The organism is Leadbetterella byssophila DSM 17132 (assembly GCF_000166395.1).
Lineage (GTDB): Bacteria > Bacteroidota > Bacteroidia > Cytophagales > Spirosomataceae > Leadbetterella > Leadbetterella byssophila.
Genome location: NC_014655.1, coordinates 3,760,500 through 3,785,542 on the forward strand (window position 1 = coordinate 3,760,500; position 25,043 = coordinate 3,785,542).

General features: G+C 40.0%; 20 protein-coding genes. 5 read left to right on the forward strand and 15 right to left on the reverse strand.

Features of this window, described 5'->3' with window-relative positions; genetic code table 11:
• Window positions 1-16: 16 nt before the first annotated feature.
• Window positions 17-1,243 carry a M16 family metallopeptidase gene (locus LBYS_RS16770; protein WP_041823869.1) on the forward strand — a complete coding sequence of 409 codons (1,227 nt, stop codon included), beginning with the start codon at window positions 17-19 and terminating at the stop codon, window positions 1,241-1,243.
• Window positions 1,244-1,296: 53 nt separating this feature from the next.
• On the opposite strand, the gene LBYS_RS16775 is transcribed toward LBYS_RS16770, so the two are convergent.
• Genes LBYS_RS16775 through LBYS_RS16785 form a run of 3 tightly spaced genes read right to left on the reverse strand, consistent with a single transcriptional unit; the run spans window position 1,297 to window position 6,878 of the window.
• Window positions 1,297-2,145: a DUF1735 domain-containing protein gene (locus LBYS_RS16775; RefSeq protein WP_013410031.1), complete on the reverse strand. Its 849-nt coding sequence runs from the start codon at window positions 2,143-2,145 to the stop codon at window positions 1,297-1,299.
• Window positions 2,146-2,167: 22 nt separating this feature from the next.
• Window positions 2,168-3,607 (reverse strand): SusD/RagB family nutrient-binding outer membrane lipoprotein, encoded by a 1,440-nt coding sequence (locus tag LBYS_RS16780; protein ID WP_013410032.1) that lies wholly within the window; start codon window positions 3,605-3,607, stop codon window positions 2,168-2,170.
• A 22-nt stretch (window positions 3,608-3,629) separates the two neighbouring features.
• Window positions 3,630-6,878 (reverse strand): SusC/RagA family TonB-linked outer membrane protein, encoded by a 3,249-nt coding sequence (locus LBYS_RS16785; protein ID WP_013410033.1) that lies wholly within the window; start codon window positions 6,876-6,878, stop codon window positions 3,630-3,632.
• A gap of 1,184 nt (window positions 6,879-8,062) precedes the next feature.
• On the opposite strand from LBYS_RS16785, the gene LBYS_RS16795 reads away from it, so the two are divergent.
• A complete protein-coding gene (locus tag LBYS_RS16795) occupies window positions 8,063-8,680 on the forward strand; it encodes a DsbA family oxidoreductase (protein ID WP_013410036.1) in 618 nt (205 codons plus the stop codon).
• A gap of 383 nt (window positions 8,681-9,063) precedes the next feature.
• On the opposite strand, the gene LBYS_RS16800 is transcribed toward LBYS_RS16795, so the two are convergent.
• From LBYS_RS16800 to purD, 3 genes are all read right to left on the reverse strand, one after another.
• Window positions 9,064-9,546, reverse strand: coding sequence for a gliding motility lipoprotein GldH (locus LBYS_RS16800; RefSeq protein ID WP_013410037.1), 483 nt, complete (start codon window positions 9,544-9,546; stop codon window positions 9,064-9,066).
• Complete coding sequence (locus LBYS_RS16805) at window positions 9,524-10,795, reverse strand: PSP1 domain-containing protein (protein WP_013410038.1); 1,272 nt, start codon at window positions 10,793-10,795, stop codon at window positions 9,524-9,526. The genes LBYS_RS16800 and LBYS_RS16805 overlap by 23 nt, the downstream gene beginning before the upstream one ends.
• Window positions 10,796-10,873: 78 nt before the next feature.
• The gene (purD, locus tag LBYS_RS16810; protein ID WP_013410039.1) at window positions 10,874-12,166 is read right to left on the reverse strand and encodes a phosphoribosylamine--glycine ligase; all 1,293 of its coding nucleotides are present in this window, start codon (window positions 12,164-12,166) and stop codon (window positions 10,874-10,876) included.
• 134 nt (window positions 12,167-12,300) lie between these two features.
• On the opposite strand from purD, the gene LBYS_RS16815 reads away from it, so the two are divergent.
• Window positions 12,301-12,915, forward strand: coding sequence for a T9SS type A sorting domain-containing protein (locus LBYS_RS16815; protein ID WP_013410040.1), 615 nt, complete (start codon window positions 12,301-12,303; stop codon window positions 12,913-12,915).
• Window positions 12,916-12,951: 36 nt separating this feature from the next.
• Here LBYS_RS16815 and LBYS_RS18495 read toward each other — a convergent pair whose 3' ends face one another.
• From LBYS_RS18495 to LBYS_RS16855, 9 genes are all read right to left on the reverse strand, one after another.
• Window positions 12,952-13,812, reverse strand: a complete 861-nt coding sequence (locus tag LBYS_RS18495) for a hypothetical protein (protein ID WP_013410041.1) — start codon at window positions 13,810-13,812, stop codon at window positions 12,952-12,954.
• 34 nt (window positions 13,813-13,846) lie between these two features.
• Window positions 13,847-15,349 carry a pseudouridine synthase gene (locus tag LBYS_RS16825; RefSeq protein ID WP_013410042.1) on the reverse strand — a complete coding sequence of 501 codons (1,503 nt, stop codon included), beginning with the start codon at window positions 15,347-15,349 and terminating at the stop codon, window positions 13,847-13,849.
• A gap of 117 nt (window positions 15,350-15,466) precedes the next feature.
• Complete coding sequence (locus LBYS_RS16830) at window positions 15,467-15,883, reverse strand: SxtJ family membrane protein (RefSeq protein ID WP_013410043.1); 417 nt, start codon at window positions 15,881-15,883, stop codon at window positions 15,467-15,469.
• 1 nt (window position 15,884) lies between these two features.
• Complete coding sequence (locus LBYS_RS19360; protein WP_013410044.1) at window positions 15,885-16,034, reverse strand: DUF5989 family protein; 150 nt, start codon at window positions 16,032-16,034, stop codon at window positions 15,885-15,887.
• 14 nt (window positions 16,035-16,048) lie between these two features.
• Complete coding sequence (locus LBYS_RS16835) at window positions 16,049-17,911, reverse strand: carbamoyltransferase family protein (RefSeq protein ID WP_013410045.1); 1,863 nt, start codon at window positions 17,909-17,911, stop codon at window positions 16,049-16,051.
• A gap of 93 nt (window positions 17,912-18,004) precedes the next feature.
• The gene (locus LBYS_RS16840; protein WP_013410046.1) at window positions 18,005-20,131 is read right to left on the reverse strand and encodes a hypothetical protein; all 2,127 of its coding nucleotides are present in this window, start codon (window positions 20,129-20,131) and stop codon (window positions 18,005-18,007) included.
• Window positions 20,128-21,243, reverse strand: a complete 1,116-nt coding sequence (locus LBYS_RS16845) for a sialidase family protein (RefSeq protein WP_013410047.1) — start codon at window positions 21,241-21,243, stop codon at window positions 20,128-20,130. The genes LBYS_RS16840 and LBYS_RS16845 overlap by 4 nt, the downstream gene beginning before the upstream one ends.
• The gene (locus LBYS_RS16850; protein WP_013410048.1) at window positions 21,240-22,280 is read right to left on the reverse strand and encodes a polysaccharide deacetylase family protein; all 1,041 of its coding nucleotides are present in this window, start codon (window positions 22,278-22,280) and stop codon (window positions 21,240-21,242) included. Before LBYS_RS16850 ends, LBYS_RS16845 begins: the two co-directional genes overlap by 4 nt.
• Window positions 22,277-23,140 (reverse strand): bile acid:sodium symporter family protein, encoded by an 864-nt coding sequence (locus tag LBYS_RS16855; RefSeq protein WP_013410049.1) that lies wholly within the window; start codon window positions 23,138-23,140, stop codon window positions 22,277-22,279. Before LBYS_RS16855 ends, LBYS_RS16850 begins: the two co-directional genes overlap by 4 nt.
• A gap of 208 nt (window positions 23,141-23,348) precedes the next feature.
• Here LBYS_RS16855 and LBYS_RS16860 point away from each other — a divergent pair, with 208 nt between their 5' ends.
• Both LBYS_RS16860 and LBYS_RS16865 read left to right on the forward strand, forming a co-directional pair.
• On the forward strand, window positions 23,349-23,855 hold the full coding sequence (locus LBYS_RS16860; protein ID WP_013410050.1) for a sigma-70 family RNA polymerase sigma factor: 507 nt from the start codon (window positions 23,349-23,351) through the stop codon (window positions 23,853-23,855).
• The gene (locus tag LBYS_RS16865; protein ID WP_013410051.1) at window positions 23,852-25,042 is read left to right on the forward strand and encodes a purple acid phosphatase family protein; all 1,191 of its coding nucleotides are present in this window, start codon (window positions 23,852-23,854) and stop codon (window positions 25,040-25,042) included. The genes LBYS_RS16860 and LBYS_RS16865 overlap by 4 nt, the downstream gene beginning before the upstream one ends.
• Window position 25,043: the final 1 nt, after the last annotated feature.

Below are 25,043 nucleotides of genomic sequence, written 5' to 3' on the forward strand. Positions count from 1 at the left end.
AGTTATTTTAAATAGAATGTCTGAGTATCAGATTTACACGCTTCCTAACGGAATTCGTATAGCTCATAAGCGGGTGCAAAACACCAAAATTGTCCATTGCGGTATCATGTTTGATATCGGCAGCCGCGATGAGTTACCGCATCAAGCAGGGCTCGCACACTTTTGGGAGCACATGGCTTTTAAAGGCACAAAAAAACGCAAATCTTATCATATTATCAATAGCCTTGAGTCAGTAGGAGGGGAACTTAATGCCTATACTACGAAGGAGAAGATCTGCTTTTATGCTTCTGTCTTAGACGAGTATTTTGTTAGAGCTATTGATTTATTGTCAGATATAGCTTTCCAAAGTACTTTTCCTGAAAAGCAATTAGAGCTCGAGAGAGGTGTGATTTTAGAGGAGATGTCTATGTATTTGGATTCTCCTGAAGATGCTATCCAAGACGAGTTTGACAGTATTATTTTCCCTAAACATGCCATGGGTGTGAATATCTTGGGGACTACAGAAAGTGTTAAAGGTTTTAAGCGAGAAGATTTTCAAAGATTTATTGCTGAAAATCTGGATACGGAGCGTACAGTCTTATCTATAGTAGGGAATATAAGTTTTGAAAAGGCTGTCAAGGTAGTGGAACGTTTCTTGAAAGATGTGCCAGTGGTAAAGACCGGAAGGAAAAGGTCAGCGCCAAATGAGTATGTACCACAAAACATCCGGGTGAAGAAGGATAATAATCAAGCTCAGGTGGCCATTGGGAGTCCCTCATTCTCCTTATCAGATAGTAAAAGGTTGCCTTTCTTTGCATTGGTAAACCTGCTTGGAGGTCCTGGAATGAACAGCAGGTTCAATCTTTCTCTTCGTGAAAAATATGGTTTAGTATATCAGATCGAAGCCAGTTTAGTTTCCTATTCTGACACAGGTTTGTTCAGTATACTTTTTGGTACGGATCATGATAATTTAAATAAGGCCTTTAAGCTCGTCTGGAAAGAATTGAATGCATTGAAGAACAAAAAGCTTGGTTCTTTACAGTTGAAAACCCTTAAAGATCAGTTGAAAGGTCAGTTAGCCATGGCGGAAGAGAGTAAGCAAGGTTATATGCTGATGATGGCTAAGAGTATACTTGATTTAGGCTATGTGGAGCCTTTACAAGAGATTTTTTCGGATATTGACAGGATCAGTGCAGAAGGGCTACAAGATTTAGCTATGGAGGCGTTTAATGCAGATTATCTAAGTACTTTAGTTTATAATTAATTATTCTTATGTGTATAAATGAAGAGGGGGCTTAAATAAGCCCCCTCTTTGTATTAACGATCCTTAATAAAGGTCATTGTTTCCTCGAATATACGAGCTCCATTGTTTGAAGTCCATTTCAAATTAAAGGTCTTCGTTTCTGGATCGTAGTGGCTACTTGCATCTGTTGCAATAGGAAGCAAGGTCACCATTTCTACCGTTACACCCATAGTTTCAGGGTTTATGGTATACCATACTTCGTTGCTATAATATCCCAATAGACCTGGATACAATTTCACTTTAGTAGGGCTAACCGTATGTAGCTCCACTTCAGTGTCTTGGTTAGGTAATAGGGTGTTATTAGCAGAAGTAGTATAGTGATAAACACCATCCCACTGGTTTTTCGCAGAGATCAAAGTAATGAAGTAATCATTACCTGTAGCGATCTTATTATTACCCGGATCAGTGATTCTATAGGCTAAAGCATATTTATGTGCTAGATCCCATTTAGAACCGTCAAGGTTAATCGCGATTTCTTTTGCGAAATCACCGGCGCTATAGTTAAGAATCACATCGTCACCTTGGAAAGTGATACCTGGCTCATTTACGAAAGTAAAGATCTCAGACGGTAACCACTCATACGTTTCATCGTGTTCTTCATTAAATGCTTCTAAGATATCTCTTGCTGCAGTTAATTTAACTGTAGTAGGGGTATTCAAAGCTGCATTTGAAGGTACATTTCTATGAATGTCAAACATTGGGATCTTCTTCACATTAGTAAATGCGTTGAAGAATAGTTCTTTCTCAGTTCCACCACCGGCTACTAAGAATGGGCTTCCCTGGTCTGTCAATTCTACTAGATCATCCTCGATACAAGAGGTGAACAGAAAGGGTAATATTAGTAATGACAAATATTTTTTCATTGTTCTCAATTTAAACTTTTAATTATTCCCACCAAACTTTAGCGTCTTGATCGTAAGATCCACCTACACGAGCTACGGCAGCTTCAACACTCTCTTTGTTAGAAGTATATTCTCCTGCACCATAAAGGTATCTATGAGGGATCTGCTTAGAAGCGTTAGTAGCATCTTTTGCTGGTGTCAATTGAGGGAAACCTGTTTTTCTCCAGATATTCCATCCTTGAAGACCATCAGGATAAGATGCAATGTAACGTTGGATAGCTATGTTCTTCTTGTTCGCTGCTGCACCTGCTTCAGCTAGAACCACAGTGGCTTGGTTGAAGTAGGCGTTTGCAGGAGTATTTAAGCCCCACTGCTCGAAGTTCAATTGGATACCTGTACGGTAAACAGTATTCAAGTTGTCATTTGTCCATCCTAAGTTAGCTGCTTCAGCTCTAGCTAAGAAAGCCTGAGAAGCTGTGATGATGAATACTGTGCTGTTAGATTGACGAAGATCTCCTCTAAGTACACGAGCCCATCCTGGGTTAGAAGATGTGAACGCTTCAGCAGTTGCTCTAGCTACACCGTAAGGTAAACCTACGTTAGAAGAAACGCTTGTGTTAGGGATACCATATTCGTCTGTAACACCGCCGTAAGCTTCTTGTCTGCCATCACCTAAGCTTTTCATTAACTCAGTCATGGTATCGCTTTCACCTACGTCTCTACGTCCGTTGTAGATGGTCCAATATGGGCTAGGGAAGTTGCCTCCAGGATAAGTTAATTGGAAGTTATCAGCATTAGTAGTAATGATACCTGCAGGGTCATTTAGAGCCGCATTGAATTCTGTTGCAGCATAATCACCTGAGTTAGGATAACGATTAGAAAGCTGAAGAGCCATTAACATTCTCATGGTATTCGCAGCTTTTTTCCATTTAGCGGCGTCACCATTATAAATTAAGTCTCCGCGAATCAAACTTCCGTCAAACATGGCGTTTGCTTCCTTTAACTTAGCAATCATTCCTTTGTAGATCTCTTCTTGAGTATCATACTTAGGTCTTGCGTAAGAAGCACCTTGTAAAGCTTCGCTATAAGGAACATCACCCCAACGGTCAGTGATAGTCCAGAAGATGTATTGCTGCAAAATGGTGGCTACTGCAGACATGCTCTTGCTATCATCCATATTGATGATGTTCTGCAAGTCATATAAACTTCCAGAATAAGTACCTGTGAAGTCAGACTGAGGCGTAGCATATAAGGATGCAGACGAGTACTGGGATTCTGCAAAATATTGGCAGAAATATCCAGGAGTAATCATGTAAGCATATCCTCCTAAGCCTGCTTGTACGTTTGTCATCAACGCCGCAGGGATGGGAGTAGTAGTAGCTGCCGGGTTATCATTGATATCTCCGAAATCTGAGAACAAGTCGCAAGAGCTAAGTCCTGCGGTCATCAGAGATGCTAATATATAAATACGAACTTTTTTCATAGTAATTAAAAATTGTCTTTGATTAGAAACCGATTCTAAGATTTACCCCTAAGCTTCTTGTACCTGGCAACTGACCAGTTTCACCGTAAGTAGCACTAATCTCAGATGGATCGAAATCTTTAGTTTTAGCGTAGATCAACAATGGGTTTTTAGATACTACAGAGATAGTAGCGTTGTTGATATACTTGTTCCATCCTAGTTTCGCAACTGGAATCTTATATCCAACAGAAAGCTCTCTAAGTTTAACGAAAGTTAGATCATAGATAAACTCATCAACTGTATAGTTTCCGTATAAGCTTTGGAAGTAATGTTGAGCATCTACGTAGTAATCTACCGGTTGACCTTCAGCGTTAACACCTTTCACGTGGATACCACCACCATCTTCAACTGCATCACGAATAGGGTTTCCTTTATCGTTAACTGTAGCAGTGTTAGCTGTTAGACCAGAGTAAGATCCCCACATTTGAGATAGAGAGAAGAACTTACCACCGTACTGATAGTCAAAGTTAACGTTAACTAAGAAATCTTTGAATACGGTGAAGGTGTTTTGAAGACCACCTGTGTAACGAGGAAGAACTGATCCATGGTAGATGCCGCCTTCACGTACATAGGTACCGTCACTATTCAATACCGGTTGTCCGTTAATACGTTTGATACCGTTACCGAATAATTGTCCCCATCTCTTACCTTCTGTATGAACCATGTAAGGAATGTTTGTTCCCCATGCTCCTGCTAATGCTCCGGTTTGAGTGATTTCATATTCTTTACTCAACTCTTTAACATCGTTTTCAATCAGGTCAGCGTAGTTAAATGCTGCATTCCACTTGAAGTTACGAGTGTTAAGGATGTCAGCTTTCAAAGTGATTTCGATACCTTTCTTAGTGATCTCACCAATGTTAGTTAGCAATGAGCTAAAACCACTAGCACCGTTCACCGTTAAAGAGTAAGGGAATCCTTTCTCAGTACCATCCCAGTAAGTGAAGTTGATACCGTATTTGCCTTTCAAGAATTCAAGGTCAAGACCTACTTCTTTTTGCTGAGTTACTGAACCTCTGATGTTTGGATCTACGATCTGGTCAGGAGTGTTCATCAAGAAGTTGCTTCCCCATTTGTATTGTCCAACAGAGTAAGCCATACCTGGATATCTGTAAGCACCAAAGGTAGTTCCTGAACCAAGAGCCTGAGGGATTTCACCCCATGATCCTCTTAATTTACCTAAGCTTAACCATGGAAGAGCATCTTTAGTGAATTCGCTAAATACGAATGAAGCACCAAAAGATTTAGACAATACGTCATTATTATCTGCAGGTAGTGTCGAGTACCAGTCGTTACGTAAAGTTCCGTTCAAGTATAAGAAGTTCTTATATCCAAGGGAAAGTTTCGCAAAGATAGCGTTATAAGCTTCTGTAGTTCTACCGTTACTTTGAGTAGCTTGGTTTACAGAGTTAGACAGGGTAAACAAGTTAGGAACGTTCAAACCTTGGTTAGTATTACCGCTGTTTGATTTAGATACCCATTTGAAGAAGTCAGCACCCACCATAGCATCTATATCAAAATCAGCAATCTTCTTCGTATATGAAGCTACTAATTCTAAGTTACGTCTGTTGCTGTAAGTAGTTCCAGTTGAATAGTAACCAAAGTTTCTGGAGTCGTTACCAGTAGTTTGGGTCTGGCTTTCGTAAAGTTCAGTTCTGTATTTATCTTCGTACCAAGTAGTGTTTTGTTGTTTACGATAAGTACCTCTCAACTTAAGATCTTTAGTAACCTTGTAAGTTAAAGAGATATCTCCGAACAGACGATCACGTACATTAGTAAGATCAATTAGATCATAGTAAGTAAAGAAGTTATACCAGTAGTTAGCTGCATAGAATGGTCTTGTGTTAGACGCATCATATGAAGTAGGGTTCGCTTTGTTCCAGCTGGCATAAATACCTTCTGGAGTTCTAAGTCCTTTTAGTTCCTTCATGATTCCCATGTCCAAATCTCTGTGGAACCACTGGTTAAATGAACCTGTAGACTGGTTAGAATAACCGTCATTGATCTGTCCTTTCAATACTACGTTAGCGTAGTTAACGTTTGCTTGCAATTCTAACTTACGAGAAATGTCATAAGTAGTATTGATGTTCAATGTATTTTTCTTCAAGCTAGAAGTAGGGATTAAACCATTAGTATAGTTATTTCCGTACGTTAATTTGAAGATCATTTTTTCTGAAGCATGGTTGATAGTGATACTGTTGTTTAACACTAGACCCGTTTCAAAGAATTCTTTAGCGTTATTAGGCTGAGGATCTAAAGTAGCAGTTTGATAAGATCTGCTATGACCACCATACCATGCATACCATGGAATATACTCTTGACCTACCATTCTTGGACCCCAAGAAGCATCATCAGAATAGTCATGGTAGTACTTACCATCTAGTGCTTTCCATTCTATAGGATCACCTTCTTTCCAGTTGTAACGAGTCATCGGACCTGAACCACCAGCATAAGAGTTTTGGTAGTTAGGCATTACATAAACGTTTTCGAATTGAGCACCAAGGTTTAAGGTTACACCAAATCCTTGTTGTCTCTTCGCTTTCTTCATGGTGATTACGATAGCACCGGCAGCAGCTTGAGAACCGAATTGGGCTGCAGCAGCTGGACCTTGTAAAATAGAAACACTCTCAATGTCGTCGTTGTTGATGTCGTCAATGTTTGGGAGAATGGTGCCATCTACTACATAAAGTGCGCCAGGGCCACCGGAAGAAAGACCGGAGATACCTCTTAAACGAACTTCAGTTTGTCTACCTAATGCGGCTGCCGACTGGCTACGTACCTGAATACCGGCTACTTTACCTGCAAGTGCACTGTTGAAATCCGTTTGACGGATAGTGTTCAACTGGTCGCTTTGGATTACCTGCGCACTGAAGGAAGTAGAACGTGCAGATTGCTGGCTACCGTATGCTCCTGTTACCACCACTTCTGTAAGGTCTGTGTTGGATAAATCTAGGATAACGTTAACGATAGACTGATTTCCCACCACTACTTCTTTTTCTTTAAATCCAATAAAGGAGAATAATAAAGTAGCATTTGAAGGAACGGTAAGTTGATAGTCTCCATTCTCATTGGTATAGGCACCGTTCGTAGTTCCTTTTACAATGACTGAGGCGCCGGGAATTGGACTATTATCCTCAGAAGACCTAACTTTTCCGGAAATCGTCCGGGTTTGGGCGATGACTGTGCCCAGCCCGAATAATACCATTCCGACTAGCAGAAGTATTCTTTTCTTCATAGTTAAAATTTATTATTTAGTTAGTTTCAGGGTGTAAGTTCAAATAAAAAATAAAAATTAGCAAGCGTATTATTTAAAAAAAATTAAAAACACATTAAGACATTGTATAAGTCAATAATTAGTTTGGCAAAAATTAATTTTTATGGAATTATATTTCGTGTTTCTGGAATGGTTAAGTTTAAGAATTCACCATTTTAATTTATTCCAATTTGCTGTTTTGTCTATGAATTTGGTAGGAATTTTGGTGCAATTAAGTAGGAAAGAGATAGTAGAAATATATATTGAATGTAAATTTCTGTATAAAATTATTGATATATTTTCCAGCTATGGGGCACTTTCTGTGGTTTATGACAGACTAGGATTTAAATTTCATTAATTATTTTAGATGTGACCGTTTAATAAAAATTTCCTAACTGTGTTTGCATTAAATAACTGCTCGTATTATTTCGCTAAACTTTAAATTTTTAGAACGCCATGAAAAAAAATATTTTAATTGCATTATTAGGTATTTTTGCTTCTTGCCAAGACGAAAGATTAGAACTTAAAGAAAAGGATTTGAGCACATCTCAATGACCTGCTAACAAAAGCGCTAGAGTTATTCCAGAAGGTTATGTTCTTCAGTGGAATGGTGATGGTAGGTGGTTTGGCTCATTTGCTGGGGCAACAGTTTGGTTTTATGGGCCTAGTCCTACTCAGTTGGATAATGGTTATCAAGGTGATTGGGATGTTACTTGTCAGCCCAGTGGTCCTTGTATGAATAACGGATATACTGCTTCTGGTAATGGTTCATTCTTTACTGTTTATGCTCCGGCTTGTATGACCCTGAGTACTTCATCTATAGATATTCCTACTATGAGTGCACTTTATATATCTCATCCCTATGTTATGATTCCGTGGTCTGTAACATGGGGTACTACTACAAGAACCGTTAAATCATTCTCAAGTGAAGGATGTTCTATTGAAGCGTATGGGAAAATAATAGTTAATGAAGATTGTAGGCCTACCATAGTTGATTATACATCAAGTTCCGTAAGCTTATGCCCAGCAGTTTATTTACCTACAATTGAATAGTTTAAAATATAAAAATGCATATCTCGTGCTCCTGTATTCTAAATTAGTTTTTTGAATTGGATTTAAAAAAGCATCCTTTTTGTTTTTGCTTATATAAGTGTAAAGTATAATTTATGAAAATAGAAATCTGGTCAGACGTGATGTGCCCCTTTTGTTATCTGGGAAAGAAGCACTTAGAAGCTGCTTTGGAACAAAACCAAGAGGACGTAGAAATAGAATGGAAGAGCTTTCAATTGAATCCTCAGTTGGCTGGCCCCCCTGTTTCCACATTGGAATATCTAAGTAATGCGAAAGGAATGCCAGTGGAGCAAATTTCTGCTAGTTTTGGACCTTTAAAAGAGGCAGGAAAGAATTTCGGAATTGAACTGAATTTTGAAAATGCTCAGATAGTAAATACCAGGCCCGCGCATAGATTTATTCAATGGGCAAAAGCGCAAGGGAAAGGAGACGCTGCGGAGGAAATGCTGTTTTACTCACATTTTACATTAGGAGAAAATGTGGGGGATCTCCATATCCTTAATAGAATATCGGACGAATTAGGTTTGGGAGATGCGAGTGAAGCTCAAACTAATCCCCTTTATGATCAGGCGGTGGATAAAGATTTATTAGAAGCTTCACAAATAGGGGTAAGGGGAGTTCCTTTCTTCGTGTTCAATAATAAGTATGCGGTTTCGGGAGCTCAACCTGTAGAAGTGTTTAAAGAGGTTTTTGAAAAACTTAAAGAGAATTGATCAAGAAGTAAGTATTTTGGTACAATGTTTTTCTGAGTCACCTATTTTAGGTACTAAGTAAATGTTGGAACATAAATGAAATCCTTTATAGGATAGTCTGGCGATAGTGCAATTTTGAGGAGCCTAAACGAATTTTCAGTAGAGAGCAGCCGTAAAGCTGCTTTCTTCATTTGTAGAGTAATTCTTAAGTTTTAGCATCAGATCTTGAGTTGGGCTTAAGGGCAAATGCTTACTGTCAAGCTCATAAAGTAACTTATTGCCATCAATGCGTGATCGTTCACTTTTGCTTATGAGGATTTTGCCACGAAATATTTAAACAAAAACGGAGAATCTTAACTCTGAGGAATATTTCGCTTTTATACCTATAGAAGTTATAGACCGGCTTAAGGATTCTTTTTTATTACTTCTACTCCAATGGATAGTATTCCCGACAATGGATCAGGACGCATGTTATGGGATAGGATCCATTTATATTTACCAGGCTTCGCAAAGCTTACATTCTGCAATTGAGGTGCCTGAATTCTACAGTCAAATATGTCTCCCATGCCATCTCCATACGGTTCTCCCGTCTTTTGATCAAACAGGATCACTTCATCCATGGAGTTTTGTAGGACATTACCTGAACTGTCTACGAGTTTTTGTTGCAAGTAAAGGTTATAAAAAGGGTAGGAGATACTGTTTCTAACCAAGTAGTTGAACTGGTATTTGGCTAATGTATCTTTGATTTCAAATTCAAAGGTTTGTTTATCCACGATTCTCCATTCACCTTTAGGAAAATCCCGCATTTCCTTAAAATTGTCACTTTTGGTACAAGACCATAAAAGACACCCCAAGAGGAGGAGTTTACTGAGCTTTAGGACCTTCATTACCCGGTTTTTTGAATTTCTTACGTTTCTTGTTCTTGGCAGCAGCATCTGTGTTTTCAACTGCTGGCTTAGCTACCGAAGCTTGAGGTTTCTTCTGAGCCGGTGCAGCCTTCTGTGGTGCAACTGCTACAGGTTTTTGAGCGGCCGGATTCTTGCTTTTCTTCTTGTTCTTCTTATACTTCTTGTCCAAACGTTCTAAGTCCGTATTTAAAGCAGAACTTTTAACTTCAGTCATTTCTGAAAGCTCCATCAGATTTTCCAAGGCCAAAGGTTTTTTACCCTCAGCATTCATCTTTTGGATTTCTGCTACTTGAGAGCATGGGATAGGGAACCAGTTGCTATCATCCGGGTAACTAAACCACATGATCCTTCTAAAGATATCTGTCTTTTGAAGGGTAGCGTTACCTTTTTCGGTTTTTAAAGGTTTGTCCACGGTAGGGATACCTTTGATAGCATCAATATAGGTCTCTAGTTCGTAGTTCAAGCAGCATTTTAAGCGACCGCATTGGCCGGAAAGTTTAGCCGGATTAAGCGACAGGTTTTGGTAACGAGCTGCAGCTGTAGGAATAGCTTTAAATTCTGATAGCCAGGTGGAGCAACAAAGTTCTCTTCCACATGAACCTATACCACCAAGTCTACCCGCCTCTTGTCGCAAGCTAATCTGACGCATTTCAATTCTCACCTTAAATTCGGCGGCAAGCATTTTGATCAGCTCTCTAAAATCTACTCTGTCATCTGCCGAGTAGTAGAAGGTAGCTTTAGAATTATCACTTTGGAATTCAACCTCAGAAAGCTTCAGATTCAGATTTAGTTCTTTACAGATCTCCCTGGTTCTGTACATGGTAGGAAGATCTCTATTGATGGCCTGCGTATGCCTCTCTAGATCTTTCTCTGTAGCCAAACGGTGGATAATACGAAGTTCGGAAGTATCGCTAATTCCCTTCTTAAGTAGTTGAAGGCGAACTAATTCCCCTTGGAGAGAAACGTGTCCGATATGATAGCCAGTAGCCATCTCACAAACTACAAAATCACCTGTGTGTAGCTCAATGTCGTGTTTATTAAGAAAATACTCCTTTCTGCCTCCTTTGAATTTCACTTCAACTACCTTGAATTGAGGCTTTCCCAGACTCATGTCAGAAAGCCAATCAAAGGAGTTCATTTTATTACAACCACCGGATGAACAGCCACCGCCGCATCCGACGCTCTTCACACTACCACAGCTTCCAGAAGAACACTGTCCACATGCCATACGTACTATATTTTTACTGTATTATAAGGTTTTGACCCTATAAACAGGTAAGATTCAAGATTCAATAATCTAACAAATTTATGATTTATTTACATATTTCATTAAATCTTGACCAATATCTTTTCGGAAGTATCTGTTTTTAAACTTGATTTTTTTTGCCATTCTTTGAGATTTTTGAACGGCCGAGGCTAATGTTCTACCCATAGCTGTAAGGGCAATAACCCTACCTCCATTCGTTACAACCCCCTGTTCTGTAGGCTTAGTGCCTGCATGGAAAATGATGGCATCCTTGTCAGCTTCAGGTATTTCCATCAGGTCTCCTTTCTTATAATCTTCCGGGTATCCGCCGGCCACTACCATAGTGGTTACCGCATATTTAGGATTAACCTGTAATTTGATCTTATCCAAGGTTCCTTTGTGAGCAGACATAAACATGCGTACCAAATCCGTCTTGATTCTTGGCATCACTACCTCTGTTTCCGGATCACCCATTCTCACGTTATATTCTATTACCTGTGGTTGACCATTGTCATTCATTAGGCCAATGAATAAAAATCCTACGTAATGAATTCCCTCTTCTTGTAGCCCTTTGAGCGTAGGTTTTACTACCTGCTCTTCCACCTTATTGATGAAATCTGCATCTGCAAATGGAACTGGTGAAACGGCTCCCATGCCCCCTGTATTTAAACCGGTGTCTCCTTCGCCAATTCTCTTATAATCTTTAGCTTCCGGTAGTATAAGATAGTTTTTGCCATCTGAAAGTACAAAAACAGAAAGTTCTATTCCTTTCAAATGCTGTTCTACTAATACTTTGGATCCTGCCTTCCCGAATTTACCACCTTCTAGCATATCACGAAGGGTATTTTGCGCCTCTTGTAGGTCTTCTGTGATGATAACACCTTTACCGGCAGCTAATCCATCTGCTTTTAGTACATAAGGGCCCTTTTGATTTGCAAGGTAACTCAAGCCTTTTTCCAGCGTTTCCGGTGTGAAGGTTTCAGCAGCGGCCGTGGGAATGCCATATTTAAGCATAAACTCCTTGGAGAAATCTTTACTGCCTTCGAGTTGGGCACCCTTGGCGTCCGGTCCTATGATGGGAATTCGTTTCAGTTGTTTGTCGGCTTTGAAAAAATCCACAATCCCATTGACCAAAGGATCTTCAGGACCTACCACCACTAATTTTATGTCGTTTTCTAGTACGGCTTTTTTGATGCCTTCAAAGTTATTGGCATCTAAAGGAAGGTTGGTGGCTATGGTAGCTGTGCCCGCGTTTCCCGGTGCAACAAAAACCTGTGTACATCTGGGGCTTTGTACCAATTTCCAAGTTAAAGCGTGTTCTCTTCCTCCTGAGCCTAATACTAGAATATTCATGCAGTTTTTCGAATTAATTTATCGGCAAAATTAGCTAAAGGGAGCCGAATTGAGTGCATGAAGTAGAATTTTCCTGTATATAAGATGCAACTTTTATAAAAAACATCTGTCTATATCATTAAAAAGTCAGAATTATGAAAAAGTTAATAGTATTGTTATTGTTGGCAGCTCCGGTTCTTGGACAGGATCGTAGTTTTAAGAGCATTCACATCGAAAGACGTGGTGGCCCTGAGAAGAGTTTTATTCGTGTTGAAACGGATATTAACGGGAAAAAGGAAGTGGAGGAATTTGAAATTCCATCTGATTCCTTGAGAAAGAGTATTCGTGTTCTTGTTGATTCTACCCGAGCCTTATCTCTCCGATTAGGGGATCCGGAAATGTGGGAGAAAAATGCCAGGATTATCCGTAAAGGTGCCGAGAAAGGTTGGGAATCCGGGAGATTAGCATTCGCTGAAATGGATAGACACTTTCCCATGGGTTTCTCATTAGATGGTTTGGGGGGAGTTCAGGTATATCCTAATAAGCCCAATAACCATATTCTGAACGTACGTTTCAGGGCTAAACAGAAAGATGATGTCTCTATAGTAGTGGTAAATCCACAAGGCAAGGTGATCAAGAAGGAAGAGATTAAAGGTCACGAAGGGGAATACATGGGGCAAATAGAGCTCCCTAAAAACACCAAGGGTACCTTATTTGTGTTGATTTCTCAAGGAGATTCTGCCGTGAGTAAAACCGTTAAATTGGATTAATTAAGTAAATAAAGATCGGGGCTTAAACCTCGATCTTTATTTCTTACCAAAAAGTCTAGCGAAAAAGCCTCTGGTTTTCTTTGTTACTTCTTGAGCCGTTTCCCCAATTTCACTTGAAAGTTCCTCTGCTTTTTGTCTGGCTTTCACAGTTGCCTCTGAAAGATCCTCTGCTATATCTCCTAGTTTATCTTTTGCTACTTCTGTCACTTCAGCAGCTTTATCTGCAAATTTTGAAGCTACTTCTGATACATCTTCTTTTAGATCAGAGAATTTCTCTGCGGCTTTGTCAGCCACTTTCGTTGCTACCTCAGAAACATCCTCTTTAATATCAGCAAGCTTATCTGCTGCTGCATCTTTTACTTCAGCAGCTTTATTAGCCACTTTAGCCGCCACTTCTGCAGCATCATCTTTTAATTCGGTAAATTTCTCAGCGGCTTCTGCTTTGAATTCATCTGCTTTTTCTGAAAGGTCTGCAGTGATCTTAGAAGCTTTATCTTTAGCTTGATCTAATTTCTCAGTAGCAACCTCCTTGATTTCTGCAGCTTTATCACTTGCTAAATCTTCCGCAGCGTCTTTCGCATCTGTAAGCTTATCCGTTACTATCTCTTTTGCTTCAGAAGCTACTTCTTTGGCTTCATCTATTTTTGCAGATGCCTCCGCTTTTAGCTCTTCAGTTAATTCAGAAGCATTTTCTTTTGCCTCTGCCAACTTCGTTTCAGCGGCTTCCTTTAGTTCATCAGCTTTTTCTGAAAGGTTCTCTTTGACGCTTTCTTTGGCTTCCTCTACTTTGGCACTTGCATCTGAAACCAGTTCTTTTGCTGATTCTTCAACCTGCTTAGCCGTTTCTTCTACCTGCTTAGCTGGCTCTTCCTGGATCTTTTTTGCGTTATCGGACATAGTTATGACGTGTTTTTTACCAAAGAAAGGAAAATTAGATCATATATTTCAATCTAATCACTTCTTTTTCAGTTAAAAAACGCCAATTTCCTCTCGGAAGGTCTTTTTTGGTTAATCCTGCATAGGTAGTACGGTCCAGTTGAGTTACTTCGTATCCTAAATGTTCGAAGATCCTTCTAACTACCCTGTTTTTACCACTATGGATCTCTATGCCGATTACCTGTTGATCTGGAGTAACAATGGAAACTTGATCCGGTTTGATAAAGCCATCTTCTAATTCTACTCCTTCAATTAATTTTTCGAAATCTTCTTTTGCCAATGGCTTATCTATCTCAACCTGGTAAATCTTTCTGATTTCGTTTGAAGGATGTGATAATTTCTCGGCTAATTCTCCATCGTTCGTGAACAAGAGAAGGCCCGTAGTAGCACGGTCTAGTCTTCCCACAGGGTAGATTCTTTCCGGGCCGGCTTTAGCAACTAATTCCATCACCGTTCTTCTTCCTTCAGGATCTTCTGTAGTGGTGATGAAGTCTTTTGGTTTGTTTAATAGAACATAAACTAGCTTTTCAGGATTAAGAATCTTCCTGCCGTATTTTACTACGTCAGTTTTCTTTACCTGATATCCCATCTCAGTAATGGTTTTCCCATTGACCGTAATTTGACCACTTTCAATCAGATCATCAGCTTCCCTACGTGAACAGATACCTGAATTCGCTATATATCTATTTAAACGAATAAGGTCAGAAGGAACTACTTTCTCAGCAACTTTCTTTTTCTGTTTCTCCGGAAGGTTTTTGATTAAATTTTCTTCGGAATAATCAGGTCTCTTCTGAGGTTTAAGGTTTTTACCATACTCAAATGGCTCCCCTTTCTTCCTTCCAAACTGTCTTTTATTGCTAGAACCTTCTTCTTGGAATGCATTATCTCTTCCAGACGTTTTACCAAAACTTCTTTCACCTGATTCGGTATTTCTGTCAAATCTAGGCTTATCGAAGCGTCTTTCACCTGATTCGGCATTTCTGTCAAATCTAGGCTTATCAAAGCGTCTTTCACCTGATTCGGCATTTCTGCCGAATCTAGGCTTATCGAAGCGTCTTTCACCTGATTCGGCATTTCTATCAAATCTAGGCTTATCAAAGCGTCTTTCTCCAGATTCGGCATTTCTGTCAAATCTAGGTTTATCGAAGCGTCTTTCACCTAATTCAGCATTTCTGTCAAATCTAGGTTTATCAAAGCGTCTTTCTCCTGACTTCGAATTTCTATTAAATGCGGGTTTATCAAAACGGCCGGAACCTGGTCTATCGGCACGTCCGGAATCTGATCTTCTATCAAATCTCGGTTTATCGCCGGTTCTATCAAATCTAGAATTTTCTCCGTCTTTCCGGAACGGCTTTTTAAAGCCTTCTGATCTATTATCTTGGACCCTCTTCTCAAAGGAATTTTTCCTGCCTCCTTCGAAGGCTCTTGGAGTTTCCTCCACTTTTTTACGTGGGCGCGGTGCGCGCTTGGAATTTGCGTCTTCTTCTTTTCTTTTCATCACATCTATATACGAACTGCAAAATTAATCGATTAAGAGTGAATAGTTTCGAAAAGATAGAATTATAATATAGAATATAAATAAAAAAGGGGTTAGTTTATATCTAACCCCTTTTTCTTACCATACATTTTCGAAATCTTCCTTGCTATAAGTATGATTTCTAGTATGATAGACGGTGTCTTCTGTGTCCTTTAGACTCAAATAGTTCTTCCGAACAAAGAGCTTTTGTAACCAAGCAAATGGGGTGAGGAACACAAAAAATACTATCCCTAAAATTATTCGTGTATTGATAAAACCTAATACTAAGGCTATCTTAAACCATATGATAAGGATGAAATTCTCTATTGTAGAGGAGAGCAGGGATAGTACTCCCACTCCTAGTGAAACGTACAAGAACCAAACGGTCTTGAAGTGTCCACCAAAAATACTTTCCTTGCCCGCATACAAGAATATACTGTATAGGACTAAAAATCCTACTACGATGACCAGTATGGATTTGGTTTTATCCTGACTTTTCAGTGTTTCTTCTGTCATATTAGAATAAGGTATAGATAAACGGAGCAATAGCTGAACTACCTCCTATCACTACTAGAATACCTACAAGCAATAGAATGATGATCAAAGGGGCCAACCAGAATTTTTTTCTTGCTGCCATGAATCCCCATAAGTCTTTTAAAAATTCCATATAATCGTCTATTTTTAGTCTAATACAAATTCTTCTTTCCAGTTGTCTTTTTCCTGCCAATCCGGCTGGTCTTTCTTATTAAACAGATAATTACCCACTACTAGATAATCCATCTCCGTTCTCATAAAGCAGCGATACGCATCATTCGGGGTCATTACAATAGGTTCCCCACGAACGTTAAACGAAGTATTAACTACTACACCTACTCCTGTTAAGTCTTTAAATCTACTAATTAACTCATGGTAACGAGGGTTCGTTTCCTCATGTACGGTCTGAATCCTTGCAGAATAGTCAATATGAGTTATAGAAGGAAGATCTGACCTTAAGTGATATAGTTTTTCTCTTAAATTCATTTCCTCGTATCCTTGAGGAAGTGCTTTCTTGATCTTATCAGCTACCGGATGTACCAATAACATATAAGGCGAAATGCCTTTATAATCAAAGTATTCTTCTACATCAGAAGCTAACACGGAAGGAGCAAACGGACGGAATGACTCTCTGTACTTGATTTTTAGGTTCAGCTTTTTCTGCATCTCCGCACTCCTAGGGTCACCCAAGATACTTCTGCCTCCTAAGGCACGAGGACCGAACTCCATCTTGCCTTGTACCCATCCTACTACGTTTTCAGAAGCTAGAATCTTGGCAGTTTCTGAAGCCAAGTCGCTAAAGTTCGGGTAATAGGTATATTGGGCATTGTATTTTTTTGACATTAATTCTACATCCAGATCGCTGAAAGTGGGTCCCAAATAAGATCCCTTCAAGGCGTCCATGGTATAGTTTATGGATCTTGTATTTCCATAGTACATGTAGTGAACGGCTAAGGCCGCACCTAGTGCACCACCGGCGTCACCTGAGGCAGGCTGGATAAATACGTTTTCAAAAATGCCTGATTTTTGTACCTTACCGTTAGATACACAATTAAGAGCTACACCCCCGGCTAGACATAAGCTTTTACTCCCGGTCAATTTTTGAGCCTCTTTGGCCATCAATAATACTACTTCCTCCGTGATCTCCTGAATAGCAAGACCCAGGTTACAGTGGTGCTGCAGTAATTCGTCTTCTGGCTTTCTGGTAGGGAAACCAAAAAGTTTCTCCCATTTACTTTCATTGACCATCTTTAAGCCCGTGGCGTAATCAAAATAATCCTGATTTAACCACAAGGAACCATCAGCCTTGATAGAAATCATGTGCGTTTTGATGGTGTCAATGTACTTCTTGATGTCTGGCGACTTAGGGTTTCCGTAAGGCGCTAGACCCATCAACTTATACTCTCCGGAGTTCACACGGAATCCTAAGAAATAAGTAAATGCAGAATATAATAATCCCAAGGAATGAGGGAACCTCAATTCTTTGAGAATAGTAATCTTTTCATTTTTTCCGTGGCAAATGGATACTGTAGCCCATTCTCCTACACCATCAATGGTTAAAATGGCCGCATCATCATAAGGAGATGGATAATAAGCAGATGCTGCATGAGAAAGATGATGCTCAGGGAACAGCAACTTTGTCTTCTTAGTATTATACTTCCCTATTTTATCCAGCTCTTCTCTGATCAAACGTTTTAAGAACATTTTTTCCTTGATCCAAACCGGAATAGCTGTAATAAACGATCTAAAACCGGATGGAGCGAAGGCATAATAAGTTTCTAAAAGACGCTCAAACTTTAAAAGCGGTTTATCATAAAATACAATAGCGTCTAAATCCTTTAATTCTAATCCACTATATTCTAAACAGAAACGGATGGCGTTAGAGGGGAAAGCCGGATCATGCTTCTTACGTGTAAACCTTTCTTCCTGTGCCGCTGCTACTATTTCACCGTTTACCACTATGGACGCCGCCGAATCATGGTAGAAGGCTGATATGCCGAGAATTTTCATAGTTCTGTGTTAAGCTTTCTAAAAAAAGCCCTGCAAATATCCTGATAATTATCCGAATAAAAAAACGAAGATGACTAAGGATCTAGTGCATTTTCAATCGGATATCACACCTAAATATCTGCCTAACCAGTAGGGGAGAAGCCAAATATCTCCGGCACTCAGCTCGTAATTTCCATTTGCTTTATCCAGATTGAACATGTTTGCATTGTGCCTTTGTACAGGTCTTTCGTCAGGAGGTAATACCTCTTGAAGACTCTGCTTGCGGAAATTAGGAGCCATTTTCCGTATGTCTTGTCTATGACTGTTCTTGATTTCCCATTGGATAAGATCCAAAGGATGTTCCTGTAGGTACCAAATAGCTTCTTCTAAATCAAATTCCTTGACCCCTGTTATAGCCGTCATTAAATTCCATAATCCATCTTTTTCCGGCCTCTCTGCATCCCAGTGATCTATAATAGAGACCTTGAATTTTTGCTTTAAGTCCTCATTCAAGGCATACCTGTAGAGTCCCCAGTAACCCAAAAAGTACATTTCATCATCCGAGTGATTCCATGCTTCTGATAGCATCTGTGCGTAAGCATCTCCACCATCAGGAGTGGCCCCTATCTCCTTCATGGGGCGCATCAAGTTTTCCAGATATCCCTCTTTATATAATAGATGAAGTGCTTTCTCTTTGTAGATTTCTTTACCCGTAAACATATAGGCCGTTTGTAGCATAGAAATGATGTTAGAAGAATTGAGCTTGCGGTCGCCCACGTTCGTAGGAAATCCATTTACGTATTTCGGATTCCAACGGCCCCATTGGGTAGGTTTGCCATCGTGATCTATGAGGTACCAGTCGTTTTTAACGATATGGCTCATGAGAGTGTCCATAAGTAGCGTTGCCCTTTTTCTAAGTTCAGGAATCAGTTCAGCAATCACCCCATAAACAAACATGTGCCCGATAGCCTCATCTGAGCTGGTTGTAGCCTTCCAATCCCATTCCGGATCAGGAGACGACTGCCATCTTTCCGGATCAGCAAGTATATTCTTAAACCCTGATCTTTCGAAAGATCTGGCAGGAAATCCAGGGAGGTGATGTACGGTGTATAGTCTTTCCATAGCCTCTAGGCTCTCCATTACATTCTCAAAAGCATCTTTCTCTTGAGTTACGGCATAACGGAAGGCTTCCGCACCTAGATACATGCTGGTCCAGAGTCCGTCATTGTCAGAATCACCTAAATATCCCGTGCTAAGATCTCCGTTCTTGATCCCATAAAGTGTGGCATTGAATCCATTCCTGATATGTCTGCTTCTGACTTGCTTTTGAAAAAACTCAGCTTTCTCTTTTAAAGTCATCTTCTTAAAGCAGATGTTCGCTAAACCTTTTTTTGTTAGAATCAAAACGGACTCTTCGGGACCCGGCTCTATTTGGATTACTTCCTGTGAAGGAATCCATCTTTCTCCATAGTAATAATTGATCTTTCCTTTAGAATCTATAGAATAAGCTCCCTCAGTAGTTCCTACCCACAGCTTTTCACCTATTGACCTTAATGATGTGATATCTATTGAGGGTAGGTCTTTCTTAGCAACTTGGTTAATCAGTAAACCCTCTGGGGTGCCTATAATGACTTGTCCCTTATGGATTTCCAAACATCTGAAACCTTTGCCCGACTGTATCTTTTGTAATGTCTTACCGTCCCACTTCTCAAGACTATTTTCCTTCAAAACATAGTACTGTTTATCTCTATGAAGGATTTGCAGAATTTTGCCGGTACTTGGGATGGTCTTTTTACTCGCAGAACTTATGTGTATTAATGTCTGACCGTCAGAAATGAGGTGATCCTCTTTTGAAGCAGCGGCAAGTGCTTTTATATCCTTTATGGGCAAAGGCAGGAATAATCTTCCTGCCCAGGCTTGGGAGAAAAGATGGGTCTCATCAGCAAAGATTAGCTGATCCTCAACTGTACTGAGGTATTGGATCTTCTTGGGAGCGCTGGTTCTGTATCGGGTGTCTGGAGAGAATGAACCGGGGAATAAAAACTCCGAATGTGTGGGTAACATTACTCCTTGATTTGTCAGAACTCTGACATTCTGATTCCTATCCATGGCCATTTGGCGCATTTCTATTCCCTCTGGAGCATAGTTTTTTTTACTATAATCTTGTTCAAATGCTTGGTCAATGTGCTTTTGAGCAAAAGCAGAGGGTGCTAAGAAGAGTAGAAATAGAATTCGTTTCATAGTTTAATCTTTCTGTACTTGATACTTTTGTTCTTCCCATCCAAATGATAAGAATAGGTTAAATGTAAGTGCCCGTCACTAGAGGGAATAAGGGAGGGATAGGAGAATGAACCTCTTGCAGTCTCTTCCAAAATCTTCTTTCTTTCCCAGTTTATACCTTCATCTTGAGAAACATATAAGCTTAGTCGGTGACGAGAATTCTCTTGGTCATTCAGCACCATGATCCATCTTCCGTCAGGCAAATGAAGTGCTTCTACTGATGCAGCCGTTGGGATTTTGATTTTTCGACTAGCTGACCAGGTATATCCTCCATCCTTTGACTCTGAATAGTGTACTTGATTAGGGGAATCACCTGAATCTCGTAGAAAGGCAGCAATGCTTCCATCCTTTTTTAGCACTAGAGCGGGCTGGATGGGGCCTCGACCCACTAAGGGAAGACTGGGAAGCCAAGTCTCTCCATCGTCTTCAGATAGGGCCATCATACTGAAGTTAAAGCCATCTGAATATAAGGGTAGAAGGATCTTTTGATCAGGAAGGAGTAAAGGTTTGATTCTAGTCATCCAGCCTGTACTGCGTTTTACAGGATCCTGTGCCGCTGTGATAATAAGGTCATCGTATTTTGGAGCATATTCGGCCCATCCATGATTTAATGGTGGAAGGGATTTTAATTTTTGTTCTACTTCTACAGCAAATTCTTCCGCAGGTTTGAGAAGTATATTGTCTTGCCATACCCAGTTGGGTTCATGGTCTTTACTCTTCAGTATTTTTAAAATGGATTGTTCCCAGCGATTAGCTTGCACTGCTATCCAGACCAAATGAAGTTGTTTCTTATGATTAAGGAATAATACCGGATTACAATCCGGCAAAAAGGGCGTATCAGCTAACACAAAGGGAGCTGACCAGCTCTTACCGGTCCTTCTAGCCCCCATTATTTTAACATCATCAGCTGTTCTTTCTCCACTACCTTGAAACCATGCCACGAGTAAGTCGCCATTAGGAAGCTCCACTATGGAACTGGCATGGACATGCTGGCCCTGCAAAGGAAAAATCAGGGCTTCATCTTGTCCTTTAGCAAAAAATGGTAGGAGAACAAAGAGAATGAGTTTTTTCATTTGATGTTTTTACGTCTGTTCATTAGTTCTCTGAAGGTAGTCAGGATGATACCGTTCTTTTCTATGTAATCTTTCAGCTCTTTATCCATCATAGAATACATATCTCCTCTTCTGGATCCCCCGGAGCCTGAGATATATTGAAAGGCATCTGTGATATCGCTACTGTGGACTATAAACATAGCTACACCCGGTTCCATGTCATCAAGGGCTTTGATAAATTGTTTTGCTTTGTAATTGCCCCATTTGACAGGATCAGTTTTATCCTCAGGTGCCCAGTCTCCACTAATGGTATGCAGGTCATCTAGCACCGGTAGACCTGCCGCCCATATTTGTTGGCCTATAGGTCCGGCTCCTTTAACTATGTCAGGCACAGGTAATACAGTGCCTTCTTTCCACTTGCCTTGGGCTTTCAGTTCTTTGATCATGTCACTTTGAAGGCATTGAATGATCAGTTTATTGTTACCTCCCGGAAACATCACAGGGATTTGGTGTTCAATACCCACTTTGATATATCTTTCTAAGAAAGGGCCATGCGCAAACAAGGTGCCCATGTGTGAATCCATATGTGTAGGAGTATATCCCATATCCAGTGCTCTTTTTAACTGTGCTCTGATCTCTTTTTCTACTTCATCTGGGCTGGCATTCTTCACTACTTGTTCTACGGTGTGCCACATGCAGCCTTCTTTATCGCAAAGTCCTGGAACTTGAGAGGCTCCGGCTAAGGGAGTCCATCTGTAATCTTTCCATTCAGAGGTAAGGGTTAGGTGGAGGCCGGCATCATAGTCTATTTTACTGTTTTGGATATATTTTATGAAGCTGGGTGCCCATGGACAAGGCATCATAATACTACAAGAGGTAGCTATTCCATTTTCAATGGATTTAATGGCTCCTTGATTAGAGGAATAAGACATTCCGCAATCGTCTACGTGGAAGATGACTACTTTTTTGCCTTTAGGAAATCCTAATTTCTCCGCATAAGTGCTTTGGGCGGAAACTTGAGTATAAATACAGATGAAGAGGAAAATTAAAAATCTCATGCCTTAAGTGTTTTATTTCCAATAAATATAATAGCTGTGGCCGTAATAAACATGATGATGCTATAGATCGCGGAAGGAATAGACATGGTGGGATTCTGCAAAAGCGTGCTGGCTATAGCAATACCCAAGGTTCCATTTTGAATTCCGGATTCAATAGAGATGGTGAGGCTTTGTCTGAAATTTAATCGGATCCAGCGAGCCAGCAAAAAACTAATACCAAGTGTCAGGATATTAAGGAGTAATGCAGCAGGTCCGGAAAGTTGGAAGAATTCAGCTAAATTATCCTTTTCCTTATAAAGGGCTGACCCTATTATTAAGACAAGGAAGAGGGCAGAAAGAAGCTTGAAGGTCTTTTGTGATCTCTCGGCGAAATGAGGTGCCTTGTAGCGAATTAACATACCGATAGCTACCGGGAGCGCTATAATTAATAAGACGGTAAATATGGTTCGGAAAAGAGGCAACAGCTCGTACTGCCCCTCTGGCATAAAATGCCGAATGGCGAAATTCACTACAAAGGGGATGGTAAAGATGGTTACCATACTAGAGAATATAGTTAATGTGATGGCTAAGGCCGTATCACCTTTAGAAAGGTGTGTGATCAGATTAGATGTAGGACCGGCAGGACAAGAAGCTAAGATGACCAGACCCACCGCTAACTCAGTTCTTAGCCCTAAGAGATAGATGACTAAGAATGCTATGGAAGGTAGAAGGATGACATGGAAGATCAGTCCCAGTCCAATGGCTTTTGGATAGAGGATTACTCGTTTGAAGTCGTCTACTACTAAGGTAAGTCCCATGCCCATCATGATGATGGCCAATGCTAGGGGAAGAAAGATTTCAGTGATGAAATTGGCATTCATGTACTTTAGGGTTTTTAAGTATCACTTCGATTTGTAGCATTCGGACTAATCCTAGTGGGAATAATTTGTCTTTGTTTAGGGTATTAGGCTGGTTATGAAAATGATATTTTTTTAGGGTTTGCGCAAAATGAGGATTATTTTACGCGTTTTGCAAATTTCTTCATCTTAGAATATTATAGTTTTACCTTAAATATTTCATAATCGAGGAATGGAACATCTAACTACAGGACATGATGAAGAGTTCAGGCAGTTGTACCAAAAGTATTATAGGCCTGGTGTTCATTTTTTGACTTCTATCCTTAAAGACAAGGAGGAGGCGGAAAATATGGTGCAAGATGTATTCTTAAAGATGTGGCTTAGAAAGGAAAAACTGAATTTCGACGCCCACCTTCAAGCCTATATTTTCACCAGTTTGAAAAACATTGCCTTTGATTATTTAAAAAAGTTAGCTAAAGATGAATTGGCCAGAGTTCAGTTCTTACAGCAAATGCAAAATACTGAGGCTACGGTAGAAGAAGAAACCTTTTTACGTTTGAGTAGGGCAGTGGAAAGATTATCTGAAAAGAGGAAGATGATCATTCGGCTGACCATAGAAGAAGGAAAGTCCTATCAAGAAATCGCGGACATTATGCAGATATCTAAGAACACGGTAAAGAATCAGTTGATCAAAGCCAAACAACACTTGAGAAACACAGTTGATTTCTCTGTAGCATGAGAATATTATACCTTTTATTGATTGTCCATACTGCTATAGGGCAAAGTATTTTACCTAGCGCTTATCCAGATCGAATTATCCTTAATCTGGGGGCTGATGCTTCGAGAAGTGTGGGGGTTAACTGGAGGACTGATATTCATCAGAAAGATGGCTGGGTTCAATTTGCCAAAGCCAGTACGGGAACTCAATTTTTGTCGCAACTTGATTCCCTAAAATCAACCACAACTTTATTAAATTTTGAAGAAGGTCAGGCTCTCTATCATTCTGCTATAATACGGGGCCTGGAACCTGGAAATTCTTATGTTTATAGGGTGGGAAATGGTCCTTACAAAAGCGAATGGTTTCAGTTTGCCCTGCCAGCTAAGGAATTAACTTTTATCTATTTTGGTGATGCTCAGAATGATGTTAAGAATCACTGGTCGAGAGTTATTCGAAAATCCATCACTCATAATCCTGATTTTATATTGCACGGTGGGGATCTGATTAACCGGCACAATCGGGATCCGGAATGGGCAGAATGGTTTGCCGCCGGCTCCTTTATTCATGCCTCCATTCCTTCTGCTATGACACCCGGTAACCATGAATTCGGCAAAGGAGTGAATAATCTAAGTGCGCACTGGAAGGCCCAATTCTCCTTACCGGAAAATGGCCCTGATACTCTCACAGAAACTTCCTATTCCATACATTTTGAAGATATGGTCTTGGGAGTATTAGACGCTACTATGATATATGATTCCAAAGAATTGGAGAAAGCCAGTATGCAGTGGTTAGATGGAGTCTTCTCCAGATCCAAACAGAAGTGGAAGGTGGTACTCATCCATTTTCCATTGTATTCTACGAAAGCTAATCGGGACAATACAGATTTGAGAAATGCCTTATTACCTGTCTTAGAAAAGCACAATGTAGATCTCATTTTGCAGGGACATGACCATTCCTATGGAAGAGGTATAATGAACAAGAATAATCATGATATGGCATTTGTGGTTTCTAATTCAGGACCAAAGATGTATGCGGCCGGAGAAGACAAGACGTGGATGCAGAAGAAGGGGGATTTTATCCAAAATTATCAAGTCATCAAGATCAAGAATGATCTATTAGAATATCAGGCTTTCACGGCTGATGGAGCCCTTTTTGATCAATTTGTCCTTCAAAAGAAAGGAGAAAAATCTACCTGGTTAAAGAATTAGT